This window comes from Desulfobacterales bacterium, from assembly GCA_021647905.1.
Classification (GTDB): Bacteria; Desulfobacterota; Desulfobulbia; order Desulfobulbales; family BM004; genus JAKITW01.
The window spans coordinates 1-15,032 of the sequence record JAKITW010000010.1 but is presented as its reverse complement, the minus strand read 5'-3'; the positions used below and the strand labels follow the sequence as shown (position 1 = coordinate 15,032).

The window sequence follows — 15,032 nt, the reverse complement described above, 5'->3', positions numbered from 1 at the left end:
AGATCAGGTCCGGTAATCGGCATTGATCCTGACGTAGTCCAGGGAGAGATCACAGGTATGGATCTCGCAGTTCCCCGGGCCGAGCCCCAGATCGATGGTCACCGTGAATTTTTTCTGCTTGAGCACCGCGGTGGCCGCGGCCTCCTGCTCCGGTCCCAGACCAAGCCCGTCCTTGACCATCGGTACATCGTCAAAGGCCATGGAGACCCGGTTCTGGTCCAGTTCGATCCCGGCCCGGCCCAGGGCGCCGATGATCCGGCCCCAGTTGGCGTCTTCGCCGAAAAAAGCGGTCTTGACCAGGGCCGAGTTACCAATGCTCCGGGCCCCTTTTTCCGCGTCCGTATTGTCAATTGCACCCTGCACCCGGATGGTGACCAGTTTGGTGGCGCCTTCGCCGTCAGCCACGATCTGCAGGGCCAGGTCGCGGAGCAACTCGTTTAAGGCAATACCAAAGGCCCGGCCGCCCTCGGAACCGGCATCCCGGATCTCCGGGTTATTGGCCCGGCCGTTGGCCAGGATCAGCACCGTGTCATTGGTGCTGGTATCGCCGTCCACGGTGATTTTGTTAAAGGACTGGTCCACCCCGCGCCGGAGCAGTTGATTGAGCGCATCCGCGGTGATCGCCGCGTCGGTCATCACAAAACAGAGCATGGTGGCCATGTCCGGCATGATCATCCCGGCGCCCTTGGCCATGCCGAATATCCTTATCGTCCGGCCGCCTGTAACCAGTTCCCGGCCAGCGGTCTTGGCCACGGTATCAGTGGTCATCATCGCCCGGGCCACATCATCGCCCTTGTCCGGGGCCAGGTTCTCGACCAATGCGGGCATGGCCGCCTCGAACCGGGCCGGGTCCAGCTGCTCGCCGATCACCCCGGTGGACGATACCTGGACCAGTTCCTCGGCAATACCCAGGGCCGCGGCCGCCGACCGGCCGCAGGCCCGGGCCGCGGCCAGGCCCGGCTCACCGGTGCAGGCATTGGCAATGCCGCTGTTGACCAGGACGGCCTGGGCCCGGCCGGAGCGGAGATGCCTCCGGCCCAGAAGCACCGGCGCGGCCGCCACCCGGTTGGTGGTGAACAGCCCGGCGGCAACGGCCGGGCTGTCGCAGAAAATAAGCCCCAGGTCCAGCCGGGCCTTTTTGCCGTTGCGGATCCCGGCCATGATAGCGGCATATGAAAACCCTTTTATAATAATCATCGAGTCTTCTGTAGGGACATTATTTGTCGGTCTCGCAACAACCCGCTCGACGGACGTGATTCATCTTGTAACTTGTTGATTTTATTGGGTGGCATTTGAAACCTTTCGGGTTGTTACGAGTTCATCTTATTTGATCCGTCCACAACATTTTTTGTACTTCTTGCCGCTGCCGCAGGGACAGGGGGCGTTGCGGCCCACTTTCTCGCCGCTGCGCCTAACTGGCTGTTTGCTCTCCCCGTCTCCGCCCCGGCTCATCCGTATCTCGCCCTGCTGTTTCTTGCGGGACCGGGCGATCTCCCCGACCTCCTCGTCCGGAGCAAGCTGGACCCGGAACAGGGCGCCCACGGTCTGCTGCTTGACCGTGTCGATCATCCCCATGAACATCTCGAACCCTTCCTTCTTGTACTCGTTCAGGGGGTCCTTCTGACCGTATCCCCTGAGCCCGATCCCCTCCTTGAGGTGGTCCATGTTGAGCAGATGTTCCTTCCAATGGTGGTCCACTATCTGCAGCAGAATGATCCGTTCGAGGTAGCGCAGCGTCTCCGGACCGATCCGTTCCTCCTGCTGCGCATAGGCGGTGGTTGCCGTCTTCAGGAGCCGGGCCGCCAGTTTTTCCCGGTCCAGTTCAAGCCGCTGCTCGGGACCCCAGTCAAGATCAACCCCGAACTGGCTCCGAATCCGTTCTTCCAGGCCCTCCCAGTCCCACTCTTCCGACGGGAGCTTGGTCTGGGAAAATTCAGCCGCAATCTCATCCACCACATCGATGATCATATCATCGATGATCGACTTGATATCCTCCCGGGCCAGGGTCTCCCGCCGCTGCTGGTAGACCACCTCCCGCTGCTTGTTCATCACATCGTCGTATTCCAGCAGGTGCTTGCGGATCTCGAAGTTATGACCCTCCACCTTGCGCTGGGCATTCTCAATGGCCCGGCTGATCATGTTATGTTCAATGGGCTCGTCCTCTTCCATCCCCAGCTTGTCCATGATCCCGGAGATCCGGTCGGAACCGAAGATCCTGAGCAGGTCATCCTCCAGGGAGAGATAAAACCGGGAGGAACCCGGATCGCCCTGCCGGCCGGAACGGCCCCGGAGCTGGTTATCGATCCGGCGGGACTCGTGCCGGCTGGTGCCGAGGATATGGAGCCCGCCCAGTTCGGCCACCCCCTCGCCGAGTTTGATATCCGTGCCCCGGCCGGCCATGTTGGTGGCAATGGTCACCCGGCCCCGCTGCCCGGCCATGGCAACGATCTCCGCCTCCTGCTCATGGTGCTTGGCGTTCAACACCGAGTGGGGCACCCTCTCCTTTTTGAGCATGGTTGAGATCATTTCCGACACGTCGATGGAGATGGTGCCCACCAGCACCGGCTGCCCCTTTTCGTGCAGTTCCTTGATCTCCCGGATAACGGCCCGGTACTTGGCCTTGACGTTCTTGTAGATCACATCGGCAAAGTCCTTGCGGATCATGGTCCGATGGGTGGGGATGATCACCACGTCCAGGTCATAGATCTTCTTGAACTCCGGCGCCTCGGTGTCCGCGGTACCGGTCATCCCGGCCAGCTTATCGTACATCCGGAAATAATTCTGAAAGGTGATCGAGGCCAGGGTCTGGTTCTCCCGCTCGACCTTGACCCCTTCCTTGGCCTCCAGGGCCTGGTGCAGTCCGTCGCTGTAACGCCGGCCCGGCATGGTCCGGCCGGTGAACTCGTCGACAATCACCACCTGGCCGTCCTTGACCAGGTAATCCACGTCCCGCTGGAACAGGACATGGGCCTTCAGGGCCTGGTTGAGATGATGGAGCAACTCGATATTGCGCGGGTCGTAGAGATTATCGACCTTGAGCAGCTGCTCGCCCAGGGTGATCCCCTCTTCGGTCAGGGACAGGGAGCGGGCCTTTTCATCCACAGTGTAATGCTCGTCCCGTTTGAACGCGCCGATGAGCTTGTTGACGTCATAGTAGAGGTCAACGGACATATCAGCAGCCCCGGAGATGATCAGCGGGGTCCGGGCCTCATCGATGAGAATCGAGTCCACTTCGTCGACAATGGCGTAATTAAAGCCGCGCTGACAGAAGTCCTTGATCTCGAACTTCATGTTGTCGCGCAGGTAATCGAAACCAAACTCGTTGTTGGTCCCGTAGGTCACGTCGGCGTCATAGGCCTCCTTGCGCGCCTGGTCTTCCATCCCGTGGACAACAGTGCCGGTGGTAAGCCCCAGAAAGCGATAGATCCCCCCCATCCATTCGGCGTCGCGGGCGGCCAGGTAATCATTGACCGTGACCAGATGGACCCCCTTGCCGGACAGTCCGTTCAGGTACACCGGCAGGGTGGAGCAGAGGGTCTTGCCCTCGCCGGTTCTCATCTCGGCGATCTTGCCCTGGTGGAGAACAATGCCGCCGACCAGCTGGGCATCGAAATGGCGCTCGCCGATCACCCGCCGGGCCGCCTCGCGGGTCACCGCAAAGGCCTCGGGCAGCAGATCGTCCAGGGGCTCGCCCTTGGCCAGCCGCTCCCTGAACCGGCCGGTCATTCCCGCCAGGCCGGCATCGTCCAGTTTGCGGATCTTGTCCTCAAAACCATTGATCCGGTCCACCAGGGGCCGGAGCTGCTTGAGTACCCGTTCGTTCTTACTGCCGAAAACCTTGGTCAACACCGATGCCAACATCGAATTTATCTCTCCTCCGCCAGGCGGATTTTTTTTACGCTACACCGTGAAAACAGGACAATTATCCCGCTTGCCCCGCCGCTGCCGGATGGACCCGGATCAGGGCCTCCTCGTTACAGTCCGGAAATTTGGAACATTGAACACAATCGCTCCAGACCTTATGGGGCAGTTCACCCTTGTCAATATCCTTGAAACCGAGCTTCCGGAAAAAATCCGGCTGATAGGTCAGGGTAAACACCCGGTTGATTCCAAAATCAAGGGCCTCCTGCCAGCAGACCTCCACCAGCTGCCGGCCGATACCGGCCCCCTGGAACTCCTCGCCAATGGCCAGGGAACGGATCTCGGCCAGATCCTCCCAACTGATATGCAGGGCGCAGATCCCGGCCAGACGTTCCTCTCCGGAGCCCTTATCTTCATTGACCACCGCAACCTTGAAGTCCCGGAGCTGGTCATAGAGTACGCTCAGGGAGCGACCCAGCAACAGGTCCTGGGCGGCAAAATGCTGCAGCAGGTTATAGATATTTTTTACATCGCCCATCCGGGCGTCTCGGATCAGCATCCTGTAATTCCTAAGGTTCGGGTCGGTTCCTTCATCTGCAAACAGAGATAAAACAGGGGCGGCAAACGGCAGCCACTATACTCCGGAGCCCTGTGCCGGTCAAGGGTTGCCGGCCCGGCCGATGGGGCCGAAACCATCCCGGGACAGGACCGGACCGACCGGACAACGGCAGGGACCCCAACCGGGTCGGCCGCGGCCGACTGCAGCACCGACTGGCCCACCCAGATACCCAGCAGGAACATCCACAGGAAGATACAGAAACAGACCACCCCGAGCCCCACCAGGCCCAGGAGGGTCAGCTCGAACCGGACCAGGGGCTTTTTCTTTTTTCGCTTGCGGGCGGCCATGGGGGTTGTCCGTTATCCTGGTGCTGAGTGCAGGGTGCAGGGTGCAGGGTGCAGGGTGCAGGGTGCAGGGTGCAGGGTGCAGAGAATATTATATTCGGACCACGCTCACTGCTCCATCTTTGTTACCGCCTACTGCCCACTGTCTTTTCCGTCCTCTGTCCTCTGTCCTCTGTCTTCCGTCTCTCGTCTCTCGTCTTCCGTCTCTCGTCTTCTGTCCTCTGTCCTCTGTCCTCTGGACTACATCCTCTCCGGCGCCGACAACCCCACCACCCGCAGGCCGTTGCTGAACACCTGCTGCAGCCCGTGGGCCAGCCAGAGACGGGCCCGGGTAAGCTCCGGGTCGTCGGAGATCACCTTATGTTGATTGTAGTAACTGTGGAATTGCCCGGCAAGGTCGATCAGAAAAAATATAATCCGATGCGGCTCCAGGGCCAGGGCCGCGCTCTCCACCAGGTCCGCATACCCGGCCATGCTCTTGAGCATCTTCCGTTCGGCAGGCAGGGAGAGAAGGGTCAGGTCCGTGTCGGCCAGGGGACCACGGTCCACCCCCCTGGCTGCCGCCTGTTTACGGATGCTGGCCAGCCGGGCATTGGCATACTGGACATAATATACCGGGTTCTCCTGGCTCTCCCTGGCTGCCAGGTTAAGATCGAACTCCAGCTGGCTGTCCGCCTTGCGGGTCAGAAAGATGAACCGGGCCACGTCCGGGCCCACCTCGTCCAACAGTTCGTCCACCGTGACAAAGGTCGCCTTGCGGGTGGACATCTTCACCTGTTTGCCGTGCCGGGTCAGGGTGACGAACTGGTGGATCACCACCGAGACCCTGGAATCGTCATAGCCCAGGGCCCGCACCCCGGCCAGCACATCGGGCACCGTGCCGATATGATCAGAGCCGAAGATATCCACCAGCCAGTCAAAACCGCGCCTGAACTTCTCGCGATGATAGGCAATATCCGGCAGCCGGTAGGTAGGCTCGCCGCTGGACTTGATGATCACCCGGTCCTTATCCATGCCGAACTCAGTGGTCTTGAACCAGACCGCGCCGTCATGATCGTAGACCAGCCCCTTTTGCCGCAGGCAGGCGACTACGTCATCCACCAGCCCCTTTTCGTACAGCGAACGCTCGTTGTAGTAGTTGTCGAAACAGATGCCGAACCGCTCCAAGGTGGCGCTGATATCGGCAAAAATCGCCTTTTCCGCCGCCTCCTTGAACGGCTCCACCTCCTGACAATCCTTGAGCGAATCGCCCTTGTCCCGGACCAGCCCGGCGGCGATCTCCCGGATATAGTCACCCTGGTACCCGTCCTCGGGAAAGCAAGACTCCAGGCCCAGGGCCTCCAGGTAGCGGGCCCGGCAGGATTCGCCCAGCACCCGCATCTGCCGGCCGGCGTTGTTGTAATAGTACTCCCGGGTCACCCTGTGACCAGTGGCCGCCAGGAGCCGGGCAATGGCATCGCCCAGAATCGCCTGCCGGCCATGGCCCACTGACAGCGGCCCGGTGGGGTTGGCGCTGACAAACTCCACCAGCACCTTGCGCCCTTGACCGATGTCGGACAGTCCGTAATCCCGGCCCTGCTCAATGAGCGCGGGCAACACCGCCTGGCATGCCTCGTCCTTGACAAAGAGGTTGACAAAGCCGGGACCAGCCACCTCCAGCCGGTCGAGCAAAGAGCTATCCTCCTCCAGCAATGTTTTAAGCTGCTCCGCCACCTGCCGGGGATTCTTCCTGTCCCGGCCGGCAATGACCATGGCCATGTTGGTGGAAAAATCGCCGTGCGCCTCATGCCGGGGCAGCTCCAGACTATAGGAGCCGGACGCGGCCTCGCTCCACAATCCCCGGGCCACGCCCCGGGCAAAACATGTATCCAGTAATTCCTTAACCTGTGCCTTGATCATTAACTCTTTCCAATCCTGTTAACTTTGTCGGTCTCGCAACAACCCGCTCGACGGACGTGATTCCTCTTGTAACTTGTTGATTTTATTGGGTGGCATTTGAAGCCTTTCGGGTTGTTACGAGTTCATCAACTTTAAAAAACAAAAATATTCTCCGCGGTGAATTCAGACTTTTCCGAATAAAACCGCTGATTACGGCTGCCGATCAGACAGAGCACCTCGTAGCTGATGGTCTCCAGCCAGCCGGCCAGTTCATCGGCGCTGATCAACTCCCCGCCCTGTGGGCCGATCAACACCACCTCGTCGCCGGGCCGCACCGCGGCCGCATCGTCCAGGTCGGTGATATCCACCATGCAGGCGTTCATGCAGACCCGGCCGCGGACCGGGGCCCGCTGGCCGTGGATCAGCACCTGGGCCCGGTTGGACAGTCTGCGTAAATAACCGTCATCATAGCCCACCGGCAGCACCGCCAGCCGGGTGGGCCGGCGGGTGACAAAGGTATGGCCGTAACTGATACCAGCGCCGGCCGGGACCTCCTTGACCTGCAGCACCCGGGTCTTGAACCGCATCACCGGCCGGAGTTTGACCGTTGCCGCGCCAATACCGGCAGCGCCGTCGGGATAATATCCGTATAAAGAGATTCCGGGCCGGACCATATCCAGGCGGGCGGGCTGATGATACAGCAACGCCGCTGAATTGGCTATATGGGTGACCGGACCCACGCCGTTCTTCTGCTCCAGTCCGGCCAGCACCTCCTGAAAACAACGCAGCTGGGTCGAGGTGTTCTGGTCCGCCGCCGGGTCATCCGCGGCCGGCAGATGACTGAGCACCCCGGTGAGCCGCAGCCCGGGCAGGGCGGTCAATTGCCGGACAAAACCCTGCACCTCGGCCGGCATAATCCCCAGCCGGCCCATGCCCACGTCCACCTTCAGATGGACGTCCAGTACCGCGTCCAGGGCCCGGGCCCGCTGCGAAAGTTCCGCCAGGGTATCAATATCAAATACCACCGGGGTGAGTTGATTGCCGACCATTTCGGCAACAGACTCCAAGGGACCGCCGAGCAGGACCACGATCTCCCCGGGGACCCCGGCGCCACGAAGGGCCATCCCTTCCTCGACCTCGGCCACCCCGAAGGTCCGGGCCCCGGCCGCGGCCAGGGTCCGGGCCACCCGCACCATGCCGTGGCCATAGGCATCGGCCTTGACCACCGCCATCACCCGCACCCCGCTGCCAACCGTTTCCCGGACAACAGCGTAGTTGGCAGCCAGCGCGGCCAGATCTATCTCAACCCTGTTCAAGGCAAAAGAGGTCATATCTATTCCGTGGCCCGGGCGAACCAGGCCCGCCAGAACAACCGGCTGGCCGAGAACAATGCCCAGCCGATCGCCAGGTAGAGGATGCCGACAACTTCACCGGGCAGACCCGAGGCCCGCAGGAACCGGCCCGTCAGAATCATCAGCAGGATCAGCCCCCAGGTCTTGAAGGAATAAACCGAACCAAGACAAGAGCCGTCCCGGAGCTGTTCGATCCGGGCCAGGTTCTTCCGCGCCATCCGATCCATGACCCAGTGTCCCTTGGCAATCCCGATTGCCAGCGCCACCAATGCCAGCCACTCCTGCCCGGCCAGGCTGAGAAAGAGATAGCCGTTGACCATCAGGAAAAAGCCGACCACGGTCCAGAACAGGGCGGCCACCAGCAGATGCACCCGCACCGGCACCCCGGGTTTCAGCCTGGTCAGGATCTCTCGTATCATCGATCTCCCACCGTCTCGGTAGTCCATTGACAGAACAGTTGCCATGGCTGCTCTCAGAAAAAACGTAAGGCCCGTCTCCTGGATCACCGGGAGACGGGCCTATGCAACAGTCAGCAGTATGATCTGCGTCCGTCAGTGAGTAAAATTATACCTCGGTAACGGTGATGGCGCCTTCAGGGCAGACCTCGACACAGGTCTCGCAACCAAGACACTCGTCGGCATTAACCGGCTCGGATTTGCCATCCACCATCTCGTATACAGACGCCGGACACGCATCCACGCATTCTTCATCACCACTGCATTTATCCTTGTCAACGATAACTTCCCACATAACAACATACCTCCAAAAAATTAGATTTTAATAAAAAGCATCACTGCTGGTTTTACTGAATCAAGGTTAAAGACGTTCATTCAAGTATCCAGTCACTGACCGGATCTTAAAAGCACTTTACCCCTCTAATTCACCCCCATTTTTTTGTCAATAAAAAAACTTCAGCCACCAGGAAAAGGTAACCGTTCACCAGGGGCTACAGATTTACGGAAACCACCGGCCTGTAAGCGTTGACCAGTGCCACGGATTCGTGCAAGCAGGCCGGCGAATCCATAGTATGCCTATGTGAGCCGGCCTGATCGTGCGAAGATGGGGTGCTGGTCAACGCTTACGGGAAAAGCTCGGCCCTGGTAACGGCCCGCAGTGGCGGAAAAGGCCAATTAGAAGTTGACCGGTTGCCGGCCATCCGGTAGAGTCGGGTGGATCAAAATTCGAACCCGTGACCGCCCCGGGTAACCCTCTGCAAAAGATCCCAGGCCATGGCCCAGAAAACCACCCGCAAAAACCGCACCGCTGATAAATCCGAACAGGCAATGATCGAAGGCATCCTCGAGGGCAGCCCGGACGCCATCGGAGTGGCGGTGATCCGCCTTGACTGCGGCTGCCGCAAGATGGCGGCCGTGGACAAGAACGGCAAGGCAGCCAGCAAGATCATCATGTACCGTGACCGGGCCCTGTCCATCTGCGACAGGTGCAAGGAAGACAACGGCGCCTATGCCAGGATCACCCTCTCCTTCATGCACTGGGTCGAGCCGGAGCCCGATGCCAGGACCAGACAGATGATCAACACCAAGGTCTTTGGCAGCCCGGCCAATTAATCCGCGATTCCTTCAGCCGTCCCGGGTCAAGGGCCGCCACGATATTGGCGTGCCCTGGCCACCAGCCCCTGAGCCCATTCCGGGGTGGACAGGCTGTGAATATGGGTATAAAGGGCCAGGACGTTGCCATGGACCAGGCCGTCGCGGCCACCACTGAAACCGGTGCCGCGGACCATTTCCAGGGCCAGTTCCCCGGGCTCGCCTTGCCATTCCAGGACACTGCTGTAGCGAAACTCATGGCCCTTGATCTCCAGTCCTTGGGGATAAAAGGGATTGGCCCGGTCCACCTTGAGCACCGTGTAGCCATGGGCCTGGGGCCTGCGGGCCAGACCGAAGCGGACCGGAAAGATCCCGGCCAGCGGAAAAACCCCGCCGTCCAGTTCAATACTCTCCCCGAGATAGATCAACCCGCCGCACTCGGCATACACCGGCAGCCCATCCTTTATCCGCTCCCGCAACGATCCGAGAAAGGCACGGTTGGCGGACAGGACCGGCGCCGAGTTCTCGGGAAAACCGCCGCCGATGTACAGGCCGTCGAGTTCAGGCAGCCCGGCATCGGTCAGGGCGTTGATCTCGACAATCCCGGCCCCTTCCCGTTCCAGGGCCTGCAGATTGTCGGGATAGTAGAACTGGAAGGCCGCATCCTTGATCACCCCGATCCGCACCCGCGCGCCAGGTTCCGTGACCAACGCGGCTTCAGCAACATTGACCGTTGATATCGGCGCCATCATCGCCTCAACCGCCGCCAGATCCAGGCTCTGATGAACCATATCGGCAAGCTGGGCCACCGCATGGCCGGCGCCGCCATGCTCCTGGTGGGGGGTCACCCCCAGCTGCCGCTGGGGAAAGGCATCGCTGCTCATCCGCTGGATCGCGCCCAGCACCGGGATACCGGTATACTCCGCCACTGCCCGGCGGATGACCCCTTCCTGACGACTGCTGCCCAGTTGATTGAGTATCACCCCGCTGATCCGCACCCGGCGGTCCAGTTCCCGGCAGCCCAACACCAGGGCGGCCACGGTCCGGGTGGACTTGGTGCAGTCCACCACCAGCAGCACCGGCAGATCCAGGGCCACCGCCAGTTCGGCGGTACTGTAGACCCCGTCGGCATCGACCCCGTCATAAAGACCGCGGTTGCCCTCGACCACCACCCGGTCCGCGCCTTGGGAATGGGTCCGGAAACTGCGGTCGATCACCGCCGCTGACATCAGAAAGGGGTCGAGGTTGTAACAGGGGCGGCCGGCGGCCAGGCCCAGCCAGCCGGCATCGATGTAGTCGGGCCCCTTCTTGAACGGCGCCACGCTCAGGCCCCTGCCGGCCAGGGCCGCGGTGAGACCCACCGCGACAATGCTCTTGCCCGAGCCGCCGCGCAATCCGGCCACCACCAGGCCGCAAGTTTTTTTACCGGTAACAGAGGTCATGGTTTTAGCGGGTAAATAGGTTACGGGTTATTGGTTACGGGTTATTGGTGTTCGAACGTTCAAACGGTTTAAACGGTTTAAACGTTCGAACGGTTAATGCCCTTTCCGTCCGAAACGTTGCCACAATCCAGTGTATAAATCATTAAGCCGCTTTTCCAGCTCCAGCCGCTTCTGCTCCAGGGCTTTGCCGCGGATCCCCGGCTCCACATAGAGCGGCTCGCCGTAGCCCAAGGCAATCCGGGCAAAGGGCAGCGGCAGGATGCTCCGGTCCCAGGTGCCAAAGGCATGATACCGGTTCGCGGCCCAGGCCATGGGCAGGACCGGCGCGCCGGTGCGGCCGGCCAGGATGATCGCCCCGGGCTGCACCACCCGGACCGGTCCCTGGGAGCCGTCGGCCACGATAACCCCGACCTTGCCCTGTTTTACTTCCAGGACCATCTTAAGCAGGGCCTTGAGCCCGCCCTTGTCCCTGCCCCGGGACCCCCGCACCGTGGTAAAACCGTTGCGCTCAAGGAACCGGGCCATATACTCGCCGTCCCGGCTGTTGCTGACCATGCCGACCATGGCCTCATCCTGGTCCTGTAGGATATTGTAATAAGTGCCGTAATGCCAGAAGGCAACGATATAGGGCCCGGCCGCCCGGCAGCGCTGCCGGTGCTCATTGCCGAACACCTCGGTCCGGCAGGTCAGGAACAGGGTCCTGATTATTGCCGAAAACAGCGGCGGCGCCACGGCCAGTGACGCCTTGTATAAAAAATCGCCCATCCCCTACGAATGAAACTCCTCTTTTTATCCTATCTCACGCAGCGGTTATAACCACTCCAGTTCCTGGGCCCGCAGGTCGCGGATCAGGTCCCGCAGCCGGGCCGCCTCCTCAAAGGCCAGGTCCCTGGCCGCCCGGTGCATATCCTTCTCCAGCCTTTTAATCTCCTTTCTCAGATCCTGCAAGGAGTGATATATCCGCATCGGCTCGGCCGCTTCCGCGGCCACGGTGACGTAATCCCGCTCATAGACGCTGCCCATTATATCCTTGATACTGCTTTGCACCGTCTCCGGGGTGATGTTGTGCTCCTGGTTATAGGCCTGCTGGATGGCCCGCCGCCGAACGGTCTCGTCCAGGGTCCGCTGCATCGAGCCGGTGACCCGGTCACCGTAGAGGATCACCATGCCGCAGACGTTGCGGGCCGCCCGGCCGCAGGTCTGGATCAACGACCGCTCGCTTCTTAAAAAACCCTCCTTGTCCGCGTCCAGGATCGCCACCAGCGACACCTCGGGGATATCCAGCCCCTCGCGCAGCAGATTGATCCCCACCAGCACGTCATACTCCCGCTGCCTGAGCGCCCGGATCAGTTCCATCCGCTCCAGGGTCTTGATATCGGAGTGGAGATAACGGACCCGGACCCCCAGTTTTTCATAGTACTCGGTCAGGTCCTCGGCCATCCGCTTGGTCAGGGTGGTGACCAGCACTGCCTGGTTGCGCTCGCTCCGGCTCCGGATCTCGGCCAGCAGATCATCCACCTGGCCGGCTGCCGGCCGCACCACCACCTCCGGGTCCATCAGCCCGGTGGGCCGGATAATCTGTTCCGCCACCCGGCCCCTGGCCTGCTGGTATTCATAATCACCCGGGGTGGCTGATACAAAAATCACCTGGTTGATCCGCTCGTTGAACTCGTTGAATCGAAGCGGCCGGTTGTCCAGGGCCGAGGGCAGGCGGAAGCCGAATTCCACCAGGGTCTTCTTGCGGGAGCGGTCGCCGCGATACATCCCGTTCAACTGCGGCACCCCGATATGGCTCTCGTCGATAAAAACCAGAAAATCGTCGGGAAAATAATCGAGCAGGGTCGGCGGCGGCCGGCCCGGGGCCCGGCCGGTCAGGTGCCGGCTGTAGTTCTCAATGCCGTTGCAATAGCCCAGTTCACTGATCATCTCCAGGTCGAACATGGTCCGCTGCTCGATCCGCTGGGCCTCGAGCAGCCGTTGCGACTGCTCGAAAAACGCCACCCGTTCGGCCAGTTCCGCCTTGATGGTGATCATGGCCGCGGCCAGCCGCTCCCTGGAGGTGACAAAATGGCTGGAGGCGAACACGGTCAGTTCATCGACCTCGGCCAGCACCTCGCCGCGCAGGGGGTCGATGATCTTGATCGCCTCAATGGTGTCGCCGAACAGCTCCACCCGCACCGCCCGCTCCTCCTCATGGGCCGGAAAGATCTCCACCACGTCGCCCCGCACCCGGAAGGTGGAGCGATGAAAGGAGATGTCGTTGCGCTCGTAAAGCATATGGACCAGCCGTTGCTGGATCTCCTCCCGGGGATACTCCCGGTCCCTCTGTAAAAAAAGGTGAATGTCCCGGTACTCCTCGGGCGAGCCCAGGCCGTAGATGCAGGAGACCGAGGCAACGATCAGCACGTCGCGCCGGGTCAGGAGCGAGCGGGTGGCGGAGTGGCGCATCTTGTCGATGGCCTCGTTGATCGCCGAGTCCTTTTCAATATAGGTATCGGACTGGGGGATATAGGCCTCGGGCTGGTAGTAGTCATAGTAGCTGACAAAGTACTCCACCGCGTTCTCGGGAAACAGCTCCTTGAACTCGCCGTAGAGCTGGGCCGCCAGGGTCTTGTTAGGGGCGATCACCAGGCAGGGCCGCTGCACCGCCTCCACCACCTTGGCCATGGTAAAGGTCTTGCCCGAGCCGGTGACCCCCAGGAGCACCTGGTCCCGGACGCCCTCCTTGAGCCCCTTTGCCAGGAGATCAATGGCCCGGGGCTGGTCCCCGGCCGGGGTAAAGGATGATATGAGGGTAAAGGGGGGAGACATTTTTGAATTTTGAATTATGAATTGTGAAAGCAAAACAACACTCAGCACTCATTGCTCTCCCTTATACCGGAATCAGCGGCTGATTCCAACAAAAGTGGCAATCTCCTTTGACATTTGCCGAGTCCGTCACTAGTATTTCCGTAACCGTTCAGCAGCACCACATCTTCGTCCGTTTTGGCCTTCTCACATAGAGGGACTATAGCTCAAAAGCCTAAACGAACAAATCTGCAGCACTGCTGAACGGTTACAGGCCGTGGGGATCTGCAACTTTTGTGTCCCCCGGTGAACGCTTACGTCCGAACATAATCATACAAATCCTGAAACGATCACGGAGAGCACGCGATGAAACGGATACTTGTATTGCTTGTTCTGCTGCTGGCCGCGGCCACCAGCGGCTGCGGCTACAACACCATCCAACAGAACGACGAGGCGGTCATCGCCGCCTGGGCCGACGTGGAGGCCGCCTATCAGCGCCGGGCCGACCTGATCCCCAACCTGGTGGAAACGGTCAAGGCCTATGCCTCCCATGAAAAAGAGACCCTGCTGGCGGTCACCGAGGCCCGGGCCAAGGTGAGCCAGGTAAGCATCGGCAGCGCCGTGCTCAACGACCCCAACGCCTTTGCCCGCTTCCAGAAGGCCCAGGGCGGGATGACCTCAGCCCTGTCCAGGCTGATGGTGGTGATGGAACGTTACCCGGAACTCAAGGCGGACCAGAACTTCCGCGATCTGCAGCACCAGCTGGAAGGCACCGAGAACCGGATCAACGTGGCCCGGGTCCGTTACAACGACGCGGTCCGGGTCTACAATACCTCGATCCGCACCTTTCCCAACAGTCTGACCAACAAGTTTATCCTGAAACTGCCGCGGCGCGAGCCCTTTAAGGCCGAGGCCGGGGCCGCCACCGCCCCCAAGGTGAAATTTTGATGGCGTCGCAACAAACCTGCTGGTTTCACCGCGGAGAAGTAAGGTTTCGGTAAACCCCGTACGTTTGAGGTTGGACCGGGAAAGGGGTTTTCTTATACCGAACGGTGTAGCGGACCCTGAGCCGCAGCCGTGACGGCAAAAGCGGAAATTGAAAAAACTTCGGCATGATATGCTTATGGATTCCGAATCGCCGCCGCGGCGAAGCGAGTTCCTGCTTGATAGCCTGTTTATGAACAGCCGGCCCTTCTCAATGGAGCGGCCGTTGGTAGAAGAAAACCCCTTTCCCGATAGGAGGGGGTTTACTGAATGTTTAC

General features: G+C 60.6%; 13 protein-coding genes. 2 read left to right on the top strand and 11 right to left on the bottom strand.

The genetic code is table 11. From position 1 onward, the window contains the following. Positions 1-3: 3 nt before the first annotated feature. From argJ to L3J03_03030, 8 genes are all read right to left on the bottom strand, one after another. A complete protein-coding gene (gene argJ, locus L3J03_03065; protein MCF6289971.1) occupies positions 4-1,194 on the bottom strand; it encodes a bifunctional glutamate N-acetyltransferase/amino-acid acetyltransferase ArgJ in 1,191 nt (396 codons plus the stop codon). Positions 1,195-1,323: 129 nt separating this feature from the next. Continuing rightward, positions 1,324-3,858: a preprotein translocase subunit SecA gene (gene secA / locus L3J03_03060; protein MCF6289970.1), complete on the bottom strand. Its 2,535-nt coding sequence runs from the start codon at positions 3,856-3,858 to the stop codon at positions 1,324-1,326. A gap of 64 nt (positions 3,859-3,922) precedes the next feature. Next, positions 3,923-4,420: an N-acetyltransferase gene (locus L3J03_03055; GenBank protein MCF6289969.1), complete on the bottom strand. Its 498-nt coding sequence runs from the start codon at positions 4,418-4,420 to the stop codon at positions 3,923-3,925. Next, complete coding sequence (locus L3J03_03050) at positions 4,414-4,767, bottom strand: hypothetical protein (protein ID MCF6289968.1); 354 nt, start codon at positions 4,765-4,767, stop codon at positions 4,414-4,416. The genes L3J03_03055 and L3J03_03050 overlap by 7 nt, the downstream gene beginning before the upstream one ends. A gap of 237 nt (positions 4,768-5,004) precedes the next feature. After that, positions 5,005-6,663 (bottom strand): arginine--tRNA ligase, encoded by a 1,659-nt coding sequence (gene argS, locus L3J03_03045; protein MCF6289967.1) that lies wholly within the window; start codon positions 6,661-6,663, stop codon positions 5,005-5,007. A 131-nt stretch (positions 6,664-6,794) separates the two neighbouring features. Further along, complete coding sequence (gene alr, locus L3J03_03040) at positions 6,795-7,973, bottom strand: alanine racemase (protein MCF6289966.1); 1,179 nt, start codon at positions 7,971-7,973, stop codon at positions 6,795-6,797. Between the two features lie 2 nt (positions 7,974-7,975). Then, positions 7,976-8,413 carry a hypothetical protein gene (locus tag L3J03_03035; protein ID MCF6289965.1) on the bottom strand — a complete coding sequence of 146 codons (438 nt, stop codon included), beginning with the start codon at positions 8,411-8,413 and terminating at the stop codon, positions 7,976-7,978. Positions 8,414-8,558: 145 nt separating this feature from the next. Next, positions 8,559-8,744 (bottom strand): 4Fe-4S binding protein, encoded by a 186-nt coding sequence (locus tag L3J03_03030; protein ID MCF6289964.1) that lies wholly within the window; start codon positions 8,742-8,744, stop codon positions 8,559-8,561. 479 nt (positions 8,745-9,223) lie between these two features. Between L3J03_03030 and L3J03_03025 the strand changes: the two genes are divergently transcribed. Beyond that, the gene (locus L3J03_03025; protein ID MCF6289963.1) at positions 9,224-9,562 is read left to right on the top strand and encodes a hypothetical protein; all 339 of its coding nucleotides are present in this window, start codon (positions 9,224-9,226) and stop codon (positions 9,560-9,562) included. 26 nt (positions 9,563-9,588) lie between these two features. On the opposite strand, the gene L3J03_03020 is transcribed toward L3J03_03025, so the two are convergent. The 3 genes from L3J03_03020 to uvrB form a co-directional block, all read right to left on the bottom strand. Continuing rightward, a complete protein-coding gene (locus L3J03_03020; protein MCF6289962.1) occupies positions 9,589-10,983 on the bottom strand; it encodes a cobyrinate a,c-diamide synthase in 1,395 nt (464 codons plus the stop codon). Positions 10,984-11,076: 93 nt separating this feature from the next. Next, on the bottom strand, positions 11,077-11,748 hold the full coding sequence (locus tag L3J03_03015) for a lysophospholipid acyltransferase family protein (protein MCF6289961.1): 672 nt from the start codon (positions 11,746-11,748) through the stop codon (positions 11,077-11,079). Between the two features lie 45 nt (positions 11,749-11,793). Then, the gene (gene uvrB, locus L3J03_03010) at positions 11,794-13,794 is read right to left on the bottom strand and encodes an excinuclease ABC subunit UvrB (GenBank protein ID MCF6289960.1); all 2,001 of its coding nucleotides are present in this window, start codon (positions 13,792-13,794) and stop codon (positions 11,794-11,796) included. Between the two features lie 342 nt (positions 13,795-14,136). Here uvrB and L3J03_03005 point away from each other — a divergent pair, with 342 nt between their 5' ends. Next, entirely contained in the window at positions 14,137-14,718 is a 582-nt protein-coding gene (locus L3J03_03005) for a LemA family protein (GenBank protein ID MCF6289959.1), read from the top strand. Positions 14,719-15,032 lie beyond the last annotated feature (314 nt).

Coding starts and splice junctions, on each gene's coding strand:
- L3J03_03035 (MCF6289965.1), bottom strand. CDS start 8,413: ATGATACGAGAGATCCTGACCAGGCTGAAACCCGGGGTGCCGGTGCGG.
- alr (MCF6289966.1), bottom strand. CDS start 7,973: ATGACCTCTTTTGCCTTGAACAGGGTTGAGATAGATCTGGCCGCGCTG.
- L3J03_03055 (MCF6289969.1), bottom strand. CDS start 4,420: ATGCTGATCCGAGACGCCCGGATGGGCGATGTAAAAAATATCTATAAC.
- L3J03_03015 (MCF6289961.1), bottom strand. CDS start 11,748: ATGGGCGATTTTTTATACAAGGCGTCACTGGCCGTGGCGCCGCCGCTG.
- uvrB (MCF6289960.1), bottom strand. CDS start 13,794: ATGTCTCCCCCCTTTACCCTCATATCATCCTTTACCCCGGCCGGGGAC.
- L3J03_03025 (MCF6289963.1), top strand. CDS start 9,224: ATGGCCCAGAAAACCACCCGCAAAAACCGCACCGCTGATAAATCCGAA.
- L3J03_03020 (MCF6289962.1), bottom strand. CDS start 10,983: ATGACCTCTGTTACCGGTAAAAAAACTTGCGGCCTGGTGGTGGCCGGA.
- L3J03_03050 (MCF6289968.1), bottom strand. CDS start 4,767: ATGGCCGCCCGCAAGCGAAAAAAGAAAAAGCCCCTGGTCCGGTTCGAG.
- L3J03_03005 (MCF6289959.1), top strand. CDS start 14,137: ATGAAACGGATACTTGTATTGCTTGTTCTGCTGCTGGCCGCGGCCACC.
- argS (MCF6289967.1), bottom strand. CDS start 6,663: ATGATCAAGGCACAGGTTAAGGAATTACTGGATACATGTTTTGCCCGG.
- L3J03_03030 (MCF6289964.1), bottom strand. CDS start 8,744: ATGTGGGAAGTTATCGTTGACAAGGATAAATGCAGTGGTGATGAAGAA.